This is a genomic window from Allofournierella massiliensis (genome assembly GCF_964241245.1).
Taxonomy (GTDB): Bacteria; Bacillota; Clostridia; order Oscillospirales; family Ruminococcaceae; genus Allofournierella; species Allofournierella massiliensis.
Map to the genome: position 1 here is coordinate 74,300 of NZ_CAXSWZ010000002.1, position 16,162 is coordinate 90,461.

The following is a 16,162-nucleotide window of genomic DNA, read 5'->3' on the forward strand; positions in this document are numbered from 1 at the left end:
ATTATGGGAAAAGCAATTAGCGTAATGGTTCTTTTTACCTTACTGGCAAAAGTGCTTGGATTTGTAAGAGAGCTACTTTTATCGTACTTTTTTGGAACTACTGGAATTTCAGATGCTTATCTAATTTCGCAAACGATCCCGGGAACTATATTCCAATTTGTGGGAACTGGACTAACTACATGTTTTATTCCAGTGTACTATAAAGTGTTAAATGAGCACAACCGAAAAGAATGTGATGATTTTACTAATAAAGTCTTAACATTGGTACTGAGTTTTTCAACAGTTGCAATGGCAGTGGTCTGGTTATTTACACCTTTGGTTGTTAAATTATTTGCAGCAGGATTCACAGGAGATACTTTAGACTTAGCAGTCCTCTTCACTCGTATTGGAATTAGCAGCCTCTACTTTTCGTCAGTCATTTATGTCTATAACAGCTATCTTCAAGCGAATAACATTTTTGGCTTTACGGCAGCAGCAGCAATTCCTAATAGCATAGCTATAATTTGTTCTATCGTACTTGGAGCTTGTTGGAATATATTGGCCCTTAGCGTTGGTAGTACGTTGGCTACCGCAGTTCAAATGGCGTTTCTTTTTATCCCCATTCATAAATTACAATTTCGAATAAAATTAAATTTTCACTGGAAAGATTCTTATTTAAAACATTTTTTTTATTTACTAGGGCCAGTAATACTTGGAGTTTCAGTAAATGAAATTAATGTACTTGTTGATAAATCAGTCGCTTCCCAGGTTGCGGTCGGTGGAATTTCTGCGCTCACTTATGCAAATAGTTTAATAATGTTGATACAAGGAGGATTTGCGCAACCAATAGCGACAGTTTTTTATCCGCGAATAACCGAAAATATTTCAAAAGGAAATAAAAAAATAGCGCAAGATAATTTTCAGACTGCACTATTAGTTTTATTGGTGTTGTTATTGCCTATTACAGTTGGTTTCTTGGTGCTCCCACAGGAAATTATTGCAGTTTTTTTTGGACGAGGTGCATTTGATGAAAATGCGATAGTACTAACAGCTACCGCTTTATCGTTCTACTCTTTTGGAATTGTTTTTATAGGTGTCAGAGAACTTTTGGCTCGATATTATTATGCTTATGGGAACACCAAACTACCTATGATTAATGCTGCGATAGGAATGGTTGTAAATATTGTGCTTAACTTAACACTTTCTAAAGTAATTGGTATCGGAGGGTTAGCACTAGCGACAAGTGTTTCGGCTGCTGTTACTGTATTGCTCATGTGGGGGCAATGTAGAAAGCTTGCTGAAGGTGCTGGAGTTAAGTTGTATTGGCGTGAAATTGTTAAAATCACTGTTGCTGCTATTATCATGGGAATAATAGTTTGTTTTGCAAAGTCACTGTTCCCAATAGGAGATTTTTTTGGACTGTTTGTTTTGGTTTTTATAGGGGCAACCACTTATGGAATTACAATATTCGCACTTCGAGTTGAAATTTTAATGGAGTTTGCTAACAAAGTGCTGAAAAGAGGATTTAAATGGAAAGATTAACGATCGCAGTAGCCGGAACCGGTTATGTCGGCCTGTCCATTGCAGTACTGCTGGCGCAGCATCATACCGTTACAGCAGTGGATATCATCCCGGAAAAAGTAGAGCTGATCAACAGCCGGAAATCGCCCATTCAGGATGAGTATATTGAAAAATACCTGGCAGAAAAGCAACTGAATCTGACTGCCACATTGGATGCAAAAGCAGCGTATAGCGACGCGGATTTTGTGATCATTGCGGCCCCTACCAATTACGACAGTAAGAAGAACTACTTCGATACTTCTGCGGTGGAGAATGTGATCCAGCTGGTGATGGAGTATAACCCAAACGCTATTATGGTGATCAAATCCACCATTCCCGTGGGTTACACCGAGTCTATTCGAAAGAAGACCAGCAGCACAAATATTCTGTTCAGCCCTGAATTTTTGCGCGAGAGCAAGGCTCTCTACGATAACCTTTATCCCAGCCGCATTATTGTAGGTACGGATTTGAATGACGAACGTTTGGTGCAGGCAGCGCACACTTTTGCTGGTTTGCTGCAGGAAGGTGCGCTGAAAGAGGATATTGAGACCTTGTTCATGGGCTTTACTGAAGCGGAAGCAGTTAAGCTGTTTGCTAACACCTATTTGGCTCTGCGCGTCAGCTATTTCAATGAGCTGGATACATACGCAGAAATGAAAGGTTTGGACACCAGGCAGATCATCAATGGGGTGTGTCTGGATCCTCGTATCGGCAGTCACTACAATAACCCCAGCTTTGGCTATGGCGGGTATTGTCTGCCGAAGGATACCAAGCAGCTGTTGGCCAATTATCAGGATGTACCGGAAAATTTGATTGAAGCGATTGTGGAGTCCAACCGTACCCGTAAGGACTTTATTGCGGATCAGGTGCTACATTTAGCAGGCTATTATGATTACTATAACAATGGTGAGTATAACAGAAGTCAGGAAAAAGAATGTATTATTGGCGTGTATCGCCTGACCATGAAATCTAATTCCGATAACTTCCGTCAAAGCTCCATTCAGGGGGTAATGAAACGCATCAAGGCAAAAGGCGCTACGGTAATTATTTATGAACCTACTCTGAAAGACGGTGAAACCTTCTTTGGCAGTCTGGTTGTAAATAATTTGGAAATGTTTAAAACGCAAGCCCAGGCTATTATTGCAAATCGCTATGACAACTGTCTGGATGATGTGCAGGATAAAGTTTACACCCGTGATATTTTCCGCCGAGACTAATAGCACTCAAGAAATAACCAAAAAAGGAGCACCCGGGGTGCTCCTTTTTTCTATCAAAATCCCTCACATCTTCGCCAAAAACGCTTCCAGCTGCTGCAGCTGGGCGGTCACCGAGGTCGGGCCGGTGCCGCCTTCGCTGGTGCGCCGGGCCACGCAGGCCGCAAGATCGATGGCTTCGTATACGTCCTCATCAAACAGCTCGCTCAGCGCCTTGTATTCCGTCAGCGTCACATCCTCCAGCACCTTGCCCTCCGCGATGCACTTCGCCACCAGCTGGCCCGTCAGCTTGTAGGCGCTGCGGAACGGCATGCCCTTGCAGGTCAGGTAATCCGCCAGATCGGTGGCGTTGATGAACCCCTTCTGCGCCGCCGCGTGCATGTTCGCCTTCAGCGGCTTCATGGTGCGCACCATGGGCGCGAACACCCCAAGGCACTGGCTCACCGTGTCGATGGCGTCGAAGATGGCCTCCTTGTCCTCCTGCATGTCCTTGTTGTAGGCCAGCGGCAGGCCCTTCAGCATGGTCAGCGTGCCCATTAAATCGCCGTACACCCGGCCCGTCTTGCCACGCACCAGCTCTGCCATGTCCGGGTTTTTCTTCTGGGGCATGATGCTGGACCCGGTGGTGAAGCCGTCGTCCAGCTCCACGAACTTGAACTCCCAGCTGGACCAGAGGATGATCTCCTCCGAAAAGCGGGAAAGGTGCATCATCACAAGGGCCAGCGCGCTCAGAATCTCCACGCAGAAATCCCGGTCGGATACGCCGTCCATGCTGTTTTGGCACACGCCGTCGAAGCCCAGCGCCGCGGCGGTCATGGCCCGGTCGGTGTGGTAGGTGGTGCCCGCCAGCGCGCAGCTGCCCAGCGGGCTGTAGTTCATGCGGGCGACCGCGTCCTGCAGACGGGTCACGTCCCGCTGCAGCATGGCCGCCCAGGCCAGCAGATGATGGGCAAAGCACACCGGCTGCGCCCGCTGCAGATGGGTGTAGCCGGGCAGGATGGCGTCCTGATTGGCCCTGGCCTGCCCGTAAATGGCCTCCAGCAGCTCCTTCAGCTGGCCCTGCAGCCCGGCGCAGGCGTCCCGCAGATAGAGCCGCAGGTCGGTGGCCACCTGATCGTTCCGGCTGCGGGCGGTGTGCAGCCGCTTGCCCGCGTCGCCCACCCGTTTGGTCAGCTCCGCCTCCACGAACATGTGGATGTCCTCGGCGGTGGGGTCGATGGCCAGCGCGCCGCTGTCCAGATCCGCCAGAATGCCCTCCAGCCCGGTGGTGATGGCATCCAGATCGGCTTTGCTCAAAATGCCCTGTGCCGCCAGCATGGCCGCGTGGGCCAGCGAGCCGGTGATGTCCTGCCGGTACATGCGGCAGTCGATGTGAATGGATGAGTTGAAATCGTCCGCGATTTTACTGGTGGCGGCCTGCGCCCGCCCTGCCCAAAGTTTTTCCATATCCCGTTGGCCCGGCCAGCGCCGGGCGCTCCCCCTTTTCTCACGGCCTCCTTGTAACATGCCGTTTTGTGATTATATGCATGATATTAGCATAAATATTCTAAAAATGCAAGAACTATGCAAAAATAAAGAATAAAAATTCGCTAAACGAAAAGGGCGGATCCCGCAGAGAAAGGCAGACGCGGCGTGCGCAAAACTGCAACCGGCGGCAAAGCGGCAAGGGCGTGGGTCACCGGGAGGGAAAAGGCAGAGCAGACCAGGCCCGGGCTGGCGGACGGAACGGCAAAGGGAAAACGCGATGAAAAAACAACGCCCCCGCTTTTGGTAAAAATCCACAAAAGCGGGGGCATATTTTGTATGCGGGGCAAAATGTCAAACGATTGACATTTTGCCCCGCATCTTTTATGATGGGGGAGGAAGAAGCGAACGGCTCAGCTGCTCTGGCGATGGATCAGCCGCACCGGGAACACCTTTGCTTCCGGTTCCCCGGCGCTTTCGCCGGCCACGATCCGCTCCACCGCCCAGCGGCAGATGTCCTCCACCGGCTGGTGGATGGTGGTCAGGGGCGGGGTGGTCAGGCAGGCAAGATCGGTGTCGTCGTAGCCCACCACCTTCATCCGGCCGGGCACGGCAATGCCCTGCTGGCTGCAATATTGCAGCACCTGGGCGGCAATGATATCGTTGGACGAGAACACCCCGTCCACCTGCGGGTGGTCCTGAAACAGCTGGTGGATCAGCGGCTCGTAGCGCATGGCAATGAAGTCCCGCTCGCTGGCGTCCACCATCACCGGGGGCTCGGCCCCCCGCTCCCGGCACACGTCGCAGAAGCCCACCCAGCGTTTGTTGGCGTCCATCTGGATGCCCGCGCTGCCGCTGATGTAGGCCAGATGCCGGCAGCCGCCGTCCAGCAGATGCTCCGCCGCCAGCCGGCCGCCGGCGTAGTTGTCGGCGCAGGCACTGGGCACCGAATCCGCCAGCGTGCGGTCGATGGTGACCAGCGGCAGGTTGCTCAGGTTCACATGCTCCGGCAGGTTCTGGGTATGGCTGGCCAGAATGACCCCCGCCACCTTGTTGCTTTTCAGCATGTGGAAATATTCCACTTCCTTGTTCACGTCCAGGTCGGACACGCACAAAAGCAGCTTGTAGCCGCTGGCGCACACATACCGCTCCACGCAGTCGATCACCGCGCCGAAGAAAAAGTTCTTCGCCGAGGGCACGATCAGGCCGATGAAGCTGCTTTTCTGCCTGATCAGCGACTGGGCCAGCTCGTTGGGGTGATAGTCCAGCTCTTCCATGGCCGCCAGAATCTTGGCGCGGGTCTTTTCGCTCACGTTGACCCGGTTGTTCAGCATCCGGGAAATGGTGGTCACCGTCACGCCGGAAAGGCGCGCCACATCTTTTAAAGTTGCCATAGGACCGTTGCTCCTCTCGCCGCGAAATTTCTTTTTTATTATCCCACAGCGGCGGGGGCGAAGTCAAACGGCCTTTGCAGATAACCGTTTATCCGTCACTTTGTCATAAACCCAAAAAGGAGAAATCACATCATGAACAATACTCTGCTGAATACCCTGAAGGCCGCCCGCGAGGGTCTGGCCGAGCGTCTGGATTCCATGACCCTGCCCGCCGAGATTCCCCACGGCGACATGCCCGGCGATAAGGTGCTCATCACCGAGAGCCATGTGGCCAAGGCAAAGACCATCCTGCCCGCTCTGGTGGACAAGATGATCGCCGCTCTGGAAAATAAACCCCTGCAGCGCTGCGTGCTCAGTGTGTGCGGCGGCTCCGGCGTGGGCAAGAGCGAGACCGCGTCCCTGCTGGGCTGGTATCTGGGCCAGCTGGGCGCCAAGAGCTACATCCTCTCCGGCGACAACTACCCCCACCGCATCCCCGAGTACAACGACGCCGAGCGCCTGCGGGTGTTCCGGGACACCGGCCTGAAGGGTCTGGTGGCCGCCGGCCTGCACACCGCTCAGGTGAGCGAGCAGCTGCACCAGCTGATGGAAGAGGACCGGGACGCCGACCCCGCCCTGTGCGCCGAGTACGGCTGGCTGAGCGCCTATCAGGCGGCAGGCCGCCGTGGCCTGAAGGGCTATCTGGGCACCCCCAATGAAATTGACTTCGACCGGGTGAACAGCATCATCGCCCAGTTCCAGGCGGGCGCGGAGCAGATTTCCCTGAAGCGGATGGGCCGCCGCCCCAGCGAGCTGTGGGCCGAGACCGTGGACTTCTCCGAAACCAGCGTGCTGATCATCGAGTGGACCCACAGCAACAACGACCATCTGGCCGGTGTGGATCTGCCGGTGCTGCTGAACAGCACCCCTGCCGAGACCATGGCCCACCGCCGTGAGCGCAACCGGGACGGCAAGGTGGACAGCCCCTTCACCACCATGGTGCTGGAGATCGAGCAGGGCCTGCTGGCCTCTCAGGCCCATAAGGCGGCTGTGATTCTGTCCAAGAGCGGCGAGCTGCTCAGCTACGCCGAGTATCAGGCCCTGATGGCCAACGCCTGAGCGGCGCGAGAAAAGAGAAAGGGGAACCGAGCAATGGAAAACAAAACCGCACTTTCCGCCGGCGTGATGCTGAATGCCTATCCGGACAGCATGGGCGGCACGCTGGCCGACATCGTGGCCCTGCTGGGCCGGGGCGAGATGAAGGGCGCCTTCGACGCCTTCTACATCCTGCCCAGCATCTTCAACACCGATCTGGACCGGGGCTTCTCGGTGATCGACTACAACCTGAACGAGTGCTACGCCGGTCAGGCCGATCTGGACGCGCTGCGCAAATTGGGCATTGACCTGAAATTCGACCTGATCCTGAACCACGCCTCGGTGCTGTCGCCCCAGTTTCAGGATCTGCTGAAAAACGGCGAGAACTCCCGCTACAAGGACTTTTTCATCAACTGGAACAGGTTCTGGGAGGGCCACGGCAAGATGACCGAAGAGGGCTACATCCAGCCGGACGAGGAAAAAATCAAGGATATGTTCTTCCGCAAGCCCGGCCTGCCCATCCTGATGGTGCGCATGCCGGACGGCAGCGAGGTGCCCTACTGGAACACCTTCTATCAGGAGGTGCGCTACCGCAAGGTGGACGCCAGCGAGCTGGTGGAAAGCCTGGGCATCCAGTATCAGGCGGCCAGCCGCATTGCCGAGCTGGTGAACGCCGCGCTGGAGCGGGGCGAAAAGCCCGCCGCCATGAACTTCGGTGAGTTCGAGGCCCACAAGGCCGCCGTGGTGGATCATCTGGAAAGCCGCCGCAGCTATCTGGGCCAGATGGACCTGAACGTGGCCTCCCCGCTGGTGTGGGAGTTCTACGACGAGACCCTGCACAAGCTGGCGGACTACGGTGCCAAGATCATCCGTCTGGACGCTTTTGCCTACGCCCCCAAGACCCCCGGCGCCAAGAACTTCCTGAATGAGCCGGACACCTGGCAGATGCTGCAGAAAGTGGGCGGCATTGCCGAAAAATACGGCCTGAGCATCCTGCCCGAAATCCACGCCAGCTATGGGGAAAAGACCCACGAGAAGCTGTGCGAGGCGGGCTGCATGACCTACGACTTCTTCCTGCCCGGCCTGATTCTGGATGCCTTCGAGCACAAGAATTTTGAATATCTGGTGCGCTGGATCGACGACATTCAGCAAAAGGGCATGCGTGTGGTGAACATGCTGGGCTGCCACGACGGTATCCCCCTGCTGGATCTGAAGGGCCTGCTGCCCGAGGAGCGCATTCAGGCCATGGTGGAGACCCTGAAGGGCCGCGGCGGTCTTGTAAAGGATCTGCACGGCGCGAAGAACATGTACTATCAGGTGAACTGCACCTATTACAGCGCCCTGGGCGCCAGCGACCGGAAGATGCTGATGGCCCGGGCCCTGCAGCTGTTCATGCCCGGCAAGCCCCAGGTGTGGTATCTGGACCTGTTCGCGGGCGAAAACGATCTGGAGGCGGTGCGCCGCGGCGGCGGTGCGGGCCACAAGGAGATCAACCGCACCAACCTGAGTCTGGAGCAGGCGGTGGAAAAGCTGGAGCAGCCGGTGGTGCGCCGCCAGCTGGAGCTGCTGCGCCTGCGCAACAGCTGCCCCGCCTTCGGCTGGGACGCCAGGCTCACCGTGGAGAATCCCGCTCCCGCCCAGCTGACCCTGCGCTGGGAAAAGGAGGGCCACACCGCCGCCCTGACCATGGATCTTGCCGCCGATCGCTTTGCCATTGAGGTGGGCGAGAACGGCAAGAGCGAAGTGGTGTTCCAGGAGGGCTGAGCCCTGCCGCACAAATTCCTGCTTTTTTCTCACCTTATCGTGCAATCATAAAAGGCCGGGGGCCGCGTGGAAGTTTACCATGCGGCCCCCGGCCTTTTTATAAGGAAATACCGCGCAATTCCCGGCGGATGCCGGAGCTGCGCGGTATTCCTTAAAGAGAGAAGAGGAAAAAGATGGTTTTTACAAAGGGGGATCCATCAGCAGCCGGAGCCCTGATCGATCATGATGCGCAGAATCTCGCTGTCGGTCTCGCGCATGCCGTCGGCGGCCATGCGGCCGATGCTGGCGATGGTCTTTTCCACGTTTTCCTTCACCAGACCTTCGCCTGCGCCGAAGGTGTTGCCGTCCAGCGACATCTCATGGGCAAGGATGGCCGCATCCACCGAGGTGGCGATCTTGGCGGCGCAGCTGCCCTTGGCGCCGTCGCACACGATGCCGGAGGCGTTGGCCAGCGTGTTGGTGATGGTGCGGCTGATGGCGTCGTAGTCGCCGCCGTGCAGGTAGGTGATGCCCGCGCCGCTGCCGCAGGCCGCGCACACCGCGCCGCAGAAGGCGCTCAGCCGGCCGATGCCCCGCTTCTGCAGCAGGGCGGTCAGGTTGCTCAGCACCAGCGCCCGGTACAGGGTTTCCTCGGTGGCAGCCAGATACTTAGCGTACACGATGATGGGCACCGAGCAGGTGATGCCCTGATTGCCGCTGCCGGAGTTGATGACCACCGGCAGCACGCAGCCGCCCATGCGGGCGTCGCTGCCCGCGGCGGCCAGCGCACGGGCCCGTACCCGCACGTCGCCGCCGTAGTGGCGCATCAGGGTCGCGCCCACCCGGCCGCCGTAGGCGTGGGTCATGCCCTCCTGGGCAATGCGGGTGTTGTATTCGATCTGCCGCTTGATGACGGGGCGCACGTCCTCCAGATCAACGGTGTTGGCAAATTCCAGAATATCCGCCAGATTCAGGGCTTCCAGATCGGTGTCGTCCTCGTCGGCCACCTCTTCCACTTCCTTGTAGAACAGGCGCTCGCCGTCCCGCTCGATGCGCACCACGTTGGTGTGCTCATCCCGGATCTCGGCCAGAGCGGTGTGATTGTCACCGGTGATCTCCACAATGATGTGCAGGCGGGAGGGGGTGTCCAGCAGCTCCACGGTGCAGACGCCCTGGGCCAGCATCTGGCGGGTGGCCTCCAGATCGGCGGGGCCAACCTTGCTCAGCACCTCCAGCCCCAGCGCGGGGCAGCCTGCCAGCGCGCCCAGCACGGCGCTGGTGTCGATGCCGCGCATGTTGCCGGTGGTGGGCACGATCACGCCCTTGGCATTCTTGATGATGTTGCCGCTGCACTTCACCAGCAGGCGGCGGGGCTCCTCGCCCAGCGCCTCCCGGGCCTTGGCGGCCGCCAGCGCAATGGCAATGGGCTCGGTGCAGCCCAGCGCGGGCACCAGCTCGCGGGTGAGGATTCGAACATAGGTATCGTAAACAGTACGGTCCAGCATTTTGTTTTGCGCTCCTTTTTATCGTGTGATCTGCATGCCGCAGGCGGCGCAGGTGTTGCCGCCCCTGTCCGCCCGGCCGGCCAGATCGGTTCGGCGGGCATTGTAGAAGGCGTACCCGCCGGAAAGATCATACACCTTTGCGCCCTTCTGCGCAAGGATGCGGGCGGCCACATAGCCCCGCAGGCCCACCTGACAGGTCACATACACTGGCCGGGTCAGGTCGATCTCATCCAGCCGCTGGCGCAGCTGATTCAGCGGAATGTTCACAAAGCCCGGAATCTCGCCCAGCTCGGCCAGCTCCTCCGGGTTGCGCACGTCCAGCTTCACGGCGTCCTCGGGCAGGCTGTCCACGTCCTCGGCATAGAACAGCTCCACGCCGCCCTCCAGAACGTTCTGGGCCACAAAGCCCGCCATGTTCACCGGGTCCTTCGCGCTGGAGAAGGGGGGCGCGTAGGCCAGCTCCATCTCCTCCAGATCATACACGGTCATGCCGAACCGGATGGCGATGGCCAGCGCGTCGATGCGCTTGTCCACCCCTTCGCCGCCCACGATCTGGGCGCCCAGCACCCGGCCCTCGGGGCTGTAGAGCAGCTTCACGAACATCTGGGTGCCGCCCGGGTAGTAGCCCGCGTGGCTGGCGGATACGGTGTAGCTCTTGCGGTAGGCGGTGCCGGCAGCGCGCAGGCTTTCCTCCTTTTCACCGGCGGCGGCCACGGTCATGTCGAAGAACTTCATCACCGAGGTGCCGATGCTGCCCTTGTAGGCTGCGTTTTTGCCGCAGATCACATTCGCCACAATGCGGGCCTGCTTGTTGGCGGGGCCTGCCAGCGGAATCACCTGCCGCGCCCCGCTCACCAGATTGGTCACGGTGGCCGCGTCGCCCAGCGCGTAGATGTCCGGCACGCTGGTGCGCAGCTGCTCGTTTACCAGAATTTCGCCCCGCGCGCCCAGCTCCACGCCGCTGCCCGCCAGGAAGGCGGTTTCCGGCCGCACGCCGATGGACAGGATCACCATGTCGGCGGGCACGGCCTCGCCGCTTTCCAGCAGCACGCTGTTTTCGGTGAAGCCGGCGCACTTTTTGCCCAGATACAGCCCCATGCCCGCGGCGCGGATGCGGTTGTGTACCAGATGGGCCATGTCGCCGTCCAGCGGAGCCATCACGTGGTCCGCGCCCTCAATCACCGACACGGCGATGCCCCGGTCGGCCAGATTTTCCGCCATTTCCAGCCCGATGAAGCCGGCGCCGATCACGGCGGCGGTGCGGGGGCAGGCGGCGGCAATGTGGTCGTAGATGGCGTAGGTGTCCGGAATGTTGCGCAGGGTGAACACATGGTTTTTCTCGATGCCCTCAAAGGGCGGGCGGATGGGCGAAGCGCCCGGCGAGAGCACCAGCGCGTCGTAGCTTTCGGTGTAGGTTTCGCCGGTGGCGTGGTTCTTCACGGCCACGGTCTTTTCGGCGCTGTTCACCGAAAGCACCTCGCTTTGCACCCGCACATCCACGTTGAAACGGGCGTGGAAGGCCTCGGGGGTCTGCAGCTGCAGCGCCTCCCGTTCGGTGATGGCGCCGCCGATGTAGTAGGGCAGGCCGCAGTTGGCAAACGAGATGTACTCGCCCTTTTCAAACAGGATGATCTGGGCGTTTTCGTCGTTGCGGCGCAGCCGGGCAGCGGTGCCGGCGCCGCCGGCCACACCGCCCACAATCAGAATTTTCATGGAACGTTCCCTGCCTTTCGGAAAAAATGGGATGGGGGCGGCGCTGCCCGGGGTGGAGCGGCGCCGCCTTGAAAAATCAAAAACGGTTTGGGTCAGGGGGAATTGGGTTCGGGAATGGGAAAAGGGAAAAAATTACAGGTAATGGGGGGTGTTGGGGGTCAGCACCTCGCAGCCCTCCGGGGTAATCAGCACCATGTCCTCGATGTTGAAGCCCTGCACCCCGCCGATGTAGCAGGGCACTTCCATGGCCAGCACCATGCCCGCCTCCAGCGGCCGGGTGGTGGTGGGGTTGATGTAGGGGGCTTCGGCGGTGGCGGGGCCCATGCTGATGCTGTGGCCCTGATGGCCCCGGCGGTAGCTGGGGAACATCTCCTTCACGTAGTCGTAGGCGATGTGGTACAGCTCGTTGATGGGCAGGCCGGGCTTGGCGGCGGCGATCATCCGCCGCTGGGCCTCATACAGCCGGTCCTTCAGCTTGTACAGCGCCGGGTCGGCGCCCTCCATCACCCAGGCGCGGGAGGTGTCGGTGGTGTAGAAGTCGAACTCGGCGTTCACGCCCGCGTCAAACTTCACCACGTCGCCCTTCTGAATCACCGCGTCGCCGGGAATGGTCAGGCGGCTGCCGCTCTCGCCGGTGGAGAACATGGACCAGGAACTGGGCGCGGCCACGCCGGTGGCGATCACGGTGCGGCGGAACTCGTTTACCAGTTCCCGCTCGCTCACGCCGGGGCGGGCGATGCGGCTCACGGCGGTGAAGCCCTCGTCCGCTGCGCGGCACAGGGTGCGGAACATCTCGATCTCCTCGCTGGTCTTGACGCTGCGGGCGTAGACGAACAGCTCGGAAATGTTCTCGAATTTTGCCTCCGGGAACATGCCGCACAGGTTGTTGTAGTAGCCCACGGGCAGATAATCCAGCTCAACGCCCAGCTTCTTGTCCGCCAGATCCATCTCCCGCACCATTTTGGCCAGGATGTCGGAAGAGCTTTCCATCACCGCGGGGGCGGGCACAACGGCGCCGTTGGCAATCTCGTCCCAGGTCTTTACGCCGACCCAGGTGTCGTATTTGCGCACGATGAAGCGGCCTGCGCTCTTGATCTCGAAGGTGGGCACCTCAAAGTCCATGGTGGTCAGCTGGGTGGGCACATCCTCCCGGGCGCTGACCACCGCGATGGAAAAGCCCGCCTGGCGGGACACGGTGTGCTGATGGCCGGCGAAGCCGGTCACATAATGGAAGTTTTCCGGCGAGGAGACGATGGCGCCGTCCAGGCCTTTTTCACGCAGAAGCTCCTTGATTCGGTTTTCTTTGGGAAGCATGGAACAATCCTCCTTTGAGTGATGGATGTAACGGAAAAGGGCCGCGGGCGCAGCGGCGCGCGCGGCTCCTTACAAAACCGGCAGATGGGATCAGGCGGGGTAGAACATGGGGGAGCCGGGTCCCAGAGGCAGGCCCAGAACGTACCATACAATGAACAGCACGATCCAGCCCAGCAAAAAGCCCAGAGAGTAGGGCAGCATGGTGGAAACCACGGTGCCGATACCGGCCTTCTTGTCGTACTTCTGGAAGAAGGCCACGGTCAGCACGAAGAAGGGCATGGTGGGGGCGATGATGTTGGTGCAGGAGTCGCCGATGCGGTAGGCCGCCTGAGTCAGCTCGGGAGACATGCCCAGACGCATGAACATGGGCACAAACACGGGAGCCATGATGGCCCACTTGGCGCTGTCCACCGCGATGAACAGGTTGATGATGGCGGTGAGCAGGATCAGGGCAACGATCAGAGGCAGGCCCACGAAGCCGATGTTCTCCAGGAAGTTGGCGCCTGCAACAGACAGGATGGTGCCCAGGTTGGAGTAGGTGAAGAAGTTGGTGAACTGAGCGGCGAAGAAGATCAGCACCATGAAGCCGGAAAGGCCCGAGATGCCCTTGGTCATCAGGTCCACAACGTCCTTGTCGTTATGGATGGTGCCGGCGCCCACGCCGAAGGCGATGCCGGGGATGAGGAACAGAAGCATCATGATGAAGATGATGCCGCTCATGAAGGGGCTCTGCAGGAAACCGCCGGTCTCGCTGCGCAGCAGGCCGTTGGTAGGAACCACGGCGATCAGGATCAGAACGATGTAGATGAGAGCGGCGATGCCGGCGAACTTCAGGCCGCGCTTCTCGGCAGCGGTCAGGTCGTTGCTCTCGCCCTCGATGGCGCCCTCGTATTTGCCCAGACGGGGCTCAACGATTTTGTCGGTCACGAAGGTGCCGATGGCGGTGATCACGAAGGTGGAAGCAAACATGAAGAACCAGTTGCACAGGGGCGACACCACATAGTTGGGATCCAGCATGTTGGCAGCCTGGGTGGACATGCCCGCGAACATGGGGTCGTTGGTGCCGATCAGCAGGTTGGCGCTCCAGCCGCCGGATACACCGGCGAAGGCAGCGGCCAGGCCCGCGATGGGATGGCGGCCAAAGGCCATGAACAGAATCGCGCCCAGGGGAACCAGCACAACGTAGCCGGTGGAGGAGGCGATGTTGGACATGATGCCCAGGAACACCACCATGGCGGTGACCAGGCTGCGGGGGGCAGAGGTGGCCGCCTTGCGCAGCAGGGCGGACAGCATGCCGGAACCGTCGGCCACGCTCACGCCCAGGATGATGGTGAACACAGTGCCCAGAGCGAAGAACGAGGTAAAGTTGGTGACCATCTTGGTGATCAGGTCGCGGATGGATTCCACCGAGAGCAGGTTCACCGCGGAAACGGTGGTCTCAACGATGGCGTTGCCGTTGGCGGTGTCGATGGTCTCGTAGGTGACCGACACGCCAAGCTTTGCGCAGATGGCCGAGATGATCATGACCGCGATGGTCAGGACCAGGAAGATGGTAGCCGGGCTGGGCAGGGCGTTGCCCGCACGTTCGATGCTGTCCAGCGCACGAACCACCAGGCTTTTCTTTTGCAGGGAATTGCTTTTTGCCATGGGGATTCCTCCTTATAAATGATTTCTCTCTCCGGCGGCAATGCCGCCTTTATCACACTCTCCTCCGCCGCGAAGAGTTTGATCCGCATTCAGGGGGCCGATTTTCAGCGGCCCATGTGTTTGTCCACGGCAGCCTTCAGCTGAGCCATGGCCTTTTCCAGGGTGCACATCGGGCAGGCAATGTTCATGCGCATGTAGCCCTCGCCCTCGGTCTTGCCGAAGCCCCGGCCGTCGTTCAGGGCCAGGTGTGCCTCGTTGATCATGAACTGGGGCAGCGCGTCGCCCGCAAGGCCCAGACCTTTGCAGTTCAGCCACAGAAGATAGGTGCATTCCGGCCGGTGCAGGGTGATTTCCGGGATGTTCTCCTTCAGGTAGTCCTCCACGTATTTCACGTTGCGCTCCAGATGGGCCAGCAGCTGCTCCAGCCACTCCTCGCCGTAACGGAAGGCGGCCTCCACCGCCACCAGGCTGAAGGAGTTGTTGCGGTGCACGTCCATGGATTTCCAGAAGGCCTGATAGGTATCCCGCAGCTTCTCGTTGGGGAACATCAGGGTGGCCGCCTGCAGGCCCGCCAGATTGAAGGTCTTGGTGGCGGAGGTGCAGGTGATGGTGTTGGCGGCGATCTCCTCGCTCACGGTGGCCATGGGAATGTGCTTGTGGCCGAAGAGCATCAGGTCGCTGTGAATCTCGTCGCTGATGATCAGGGTGCCGTACTGCACGCACAATTCGCCCATGCGGCGCAGCTCGTCGGCAGTCCAGGCGCGGCCCACCGGGTTGTGGGGGTTGCACAGGATGAACAGGGGCGGGCGGCGCTTGAGCGCCTCCTCAAAGGCCTCGAAGTCCATGGAGTAGTAGCCGTTTTCTTCCTTCAGGGGAACGGTCAGGCACTTGCGGCCCCAGTTTTCCACCGAGTCGAAGAACTCGCCGTAAACGGGGGTGGTGAACAGAATCTCGTCGCCGGGCTTGGAGAATTCCCGCACAAAGGTGCACAGCGCCGGCACCACGCCCAGCGTATACAGGCACAGCGCCGGATCCGGCTTCCAGCCGTTGCGCTTTTCCTGCCACTGGCAAACCGCTTCAAAATAGGAGTCCGGGCGGCTGGTGTAGCCGAAGATGCCCTGCCGGTTGCGCGCGTCGATGGCGTCCAGAATGGGCTGGGCGGTCATCAGATCCATGTCGGCGATCCACATGGGGATCAGGTCCCTGCGGCCGAAGCGGGCCTCCATCTCGTCGTACTTGGCGGCGAAATTGTTCCACCGGTCGATGGGGCGGTCGAAATCGTATTTCATAGCGTCGTCTCCTTTTGCGTGGGCTCTGGGCGGCGTGCCGCCCCTTTCGGTTTATGATATAGCAAGAATCGGGCCAAGGAAGGCGATTTCCAGCAGAAAAACAAAAAAACCGGCGCAATGGCTAAACAGAACCTGTTCGATTTGTGGAAAATCGTCAAAAAATCCACGAGGAATCGCCGGCTTTTGTCCCGAAAAAATCAACCAATCTGGCCTGTTTTTTCAGAAGATTCTCCAAAACAGGTGGAAAAATGGATGAAATAGGTTGA

Annotated in this window: 13 protein-coding genes; 6 read left to right on the forward strand and 7 right to left on the reverse strand. The window is 58.7% G+C overall.

The features are described from left to right. Positions 1-3: 3 nt before the first annotated feature. Together murJ and ACESYO_RS01615 are read left to right on the forward strand one after the other, a co-directional pair. The gene (murJ, locus tag ACESYO_RS01610) at positions 4-1,521 is read left to right on the forward strand and encodes a murein biosynthesis integral membrane protein MurJ (protein ID WP_283128954.1); all 1,518 of its coding nucleotides are present in this window, start codon (positions 4-6) and stop codon (positions 1,519-1,521) included. After that, positions 1,509-2,756, forward strand: a complete 1,248-nt coding sequence (locus ACESYO_RS01615) for a nucleotide sugar dehydrogenase (protein WP_373209273.1) — start codon at positions 1,509-1,511, stop codon at positions 2,754-2,756. The genes murJ and ACESYO_RS01615 overlap by 13 nt, the downstream gene beginning before the upstream one ends. Positions 2,757-2,819: 63 nt before the next feature. Here ACESYO_RS01615 and argH read toward each other — a convergent pair whose 3' ends face one another. Then, positions 2,820-4,199, reverse strand: a complete 1,380-nt coding sequence (argH, locus tag ACESYO_RS01620; protein ID WP_373209274.1) for an argininosuccinate lyase — start codon at positions 4,197-4,199, stop codon at positions 2,820-2,822. Between the two features lie 431 nt (positions 4,200-4,630). After that, positions 4,631-5,611, reverse strand: a complete 981-nt coding sequence (locus tag ACESYO_RS01625; RefSeq protein WP_373209275.1) for a LacI family DNA-binding transcriptional regulator — start codon at positions 5,609-5,611, stop codon at positions 4,631-4,633. A 132-nt stretch (positions 5,612-5,743) separates the two neighbouring features. Here ACESYO_RS01625 and ACESYO_RS01630 point away from each other — a divergent pair, with 132 nt between their 5' ends. Together ACESYO_RS01630 and ACESYO_RS01635 are read left to right on the forward strand one after the other, a co-directional pair. After that, entirely contained in the window at positions 5,744-6,709 is a 966-nt protein-coding gene (locus tag ACESYO_RS01630; RefSeq protein ID WP_373209276.1) for a nucleoside/nucleotide kinase family protein, read from the forward strand. A gap of 33 nt (positions 6,710-6,742) precedes the next feature. Then, positions 6,743-8,449 (forward strand): alpha-amylase family glycosyl hydrolase, encoded by a 1,707-nt coding sequence (locus ACESYO_RS01635; protein ID WP_373209277.1) that lies wholly within the window; start codon positions 6,743-6,745, stop codon positions 8,447-8,449. Between the two features lie 197 nt (positions 8,450-8,646). Here ACESYO_RS01635 and ACESYO_RS01640 read toward each other — a convergent pair whose 3' ends face one another. Together ACESYO_RS01640 and ACESYO_RS01645 are read right to left on the reverse strand one after the other, a co-directional pair. Beyond that, entirely contained in the window at positions 8,647-9,933 is a 1,287-nt protein-coding gene (locus tag ACESYO_RS01640) for an L-cysteine desulfidase family protein (RefSeq protein ID WP_317408167.1), read from the reverse strand. An 18-nt stretch (positions 9,934-9,951) separates the two neighbouring features. Then, positions 9,952-11,646 (reverse strand): FAD-dependent oxidoreductase, encoded by a 1,695-nt coding sequence (locus tag ACESYO_RS01645; RefSeq protein WP_373209278.1) that lies wholly within the window; start codon positions 11,644-11,646, stop codon positions 9,952-9,954. On the opposite strand from ACESYO_RS01645, the gene ACESYO_RS01650 reads away from it, so the two are divergent. After that, positions 11,645-11,788: a hypothetical protein gene (locus ACESYO_RS01650; protein ID WP_373209279.1), complete on the forward strand. Its 144-nt coding sequence runs from the start codon at positions 11,645-11,647 to the stop codon at positions 11,786-11,788. The genes ACESYO_RS01645 and ACESYO_RS01650 overlap by 2 nt on opposite strands. On the opposite strand, the gene ACESYO_RS01655 is transcribed toward ACESYO_RS01650, so the two are convergent. The 3 genes from ACESYO_RS01655 to ACESYO_RS01665 form a co-directional block, all read right to left on the reverse strand. After that, positions 11,779-12,960, reverse strand: a complete 1,182-nt coding sequence (locus tag ACESYO_RS01655; protein WP_373209280.1) for a M24 family metallopeptidase — start codon at positions 12,958-12,960, stop codon at positions 11,779-11,781. The two genes, ACESYO_RS01650 and ACESYO_RS01655, sit on opposite strands and share 10 nt — an antisense overlap. Before the next feature lie 90 nt (positions 12,961-13,050). Beyond that, positions 13,051-14,607, reverse strand: coding sequence for an AbgT family transporter (locus ACESYO_RS01660; protein WP_373209281.1), 1,557 nt, complete (start codon positions 14,605-14,607; stop codon positions 13,051-13,053). Between the two features lie 104 nt (positions 14,608-14,711). Continuing rightward, positions 14,712-15,896 carry a MalY/PatB family protein gene (locus ACESYO_RS01665; RefSeq protein WP_346672819.1) on the reverse strand — a complete coding sequence of 395 codons (1,185 nt, stop codon included), beginning with the start codon at positions 15,894-15,896 and terminating at the stop codon, positions 14,712-14,714. Between the two features lie 143 nt (positions 15,897-16,039). Here ACESYO_RS01665 and ACESYO_RS01670 point away from each other — a divergent pair, with 143 nt between their 5' ends. Beyond that, positions 16,040-16,162 (forward strand): hypothetical protein, encoded by a 123-nt coding sequence (locus ACESYO_RS01670; protein WP_373211178.1) that lies wholly within the window; start codon positions 16,040-16,042, stop codon positions 16,160-16,162.

Coding starts and splice junctions, on each gene's coding strand:
- ACESYO_RS01645 (WP_373209278.1), bottom strand. CDS start 11,646: ATGAAAATTCTGATTGTGGGCGGTGTGGCCGGCGGCGCCGGCACCGCT.
- ACESYO_RS01630 (WP_373209276.1), top strand. CDS start 5,744: ATGAACAATACTCTGCTGAATACCCTGAAGGCCGCCCGCGAGGGTCTG.
- ACESYO_RS01635 (WP_373209277.1), top strand. CDS start 6,743: ATGGAAAACAAAACCGCACTTTCCGCCGGCGTGATGCTGAATGCCTAT.
- ACESYO_RS01615 (WP_373209273.1), top strand. CDS start 1,509: ATGGAAAGATTAACGATCGCAGTAGCCGGAACCGGTTATGTCGGCCTG.
- ACESYO_RS01660 (WP_373209281.1), bottom strand. CDS start 14,607: ATGGCAAAAAGCAATTCCCTGCAAAAGAAAAGCCTGGTGGTTCGTGCG.
- murJ (WP_283128954.1), top strand. CDS start 4: ATGGGAAAAGCAATTAGCGTAATGGTTCTTTTTACCTTACTGGCAAAA.
- ACESYO_RS01665 (WP_346672819.1), bottom strand. CDS start 15,896: ATGAAATACGATTTCGACCGCCCCATCGACCGGTGGAACAATTTCGCC.
- ACESYO_RS01650 (WP_373209279.1), top strand. CDS start 11,645: ATGGAACGTTCCCTGCCTTTCGGAAAAAATGGGATGGGGGCGGCGCTG.
- ACESYO_RS01655 (WP_373209280.1), bottom strand. CDS start 12,960: ATGCTTCCCAAAGAAAACCGAATCAAGGAGCTTCTGCGTGAAAAAGGC.
- ACESYO_RS01625 (WP_373209275.1), bottom strand. CDS start 5,611: ATGGCAACTTTAAAAGATGTGGCGCGCCTTTCCGGCGTGACGGTGACC.
- argH (WP_373209274.1), bottom strand. CDS start 4,199: ATGGAAAAACTTTGGGCAGGGCGGGCGCAGGCCGCCACCAGTAAAATC.
- ACESYO_RS01640 (WP_317408167.1), bottom strand. CDS start 9,933: ATGCTGGACCGTACTGTTTACGATACCTATGTTCGAATCCTCACCCGC.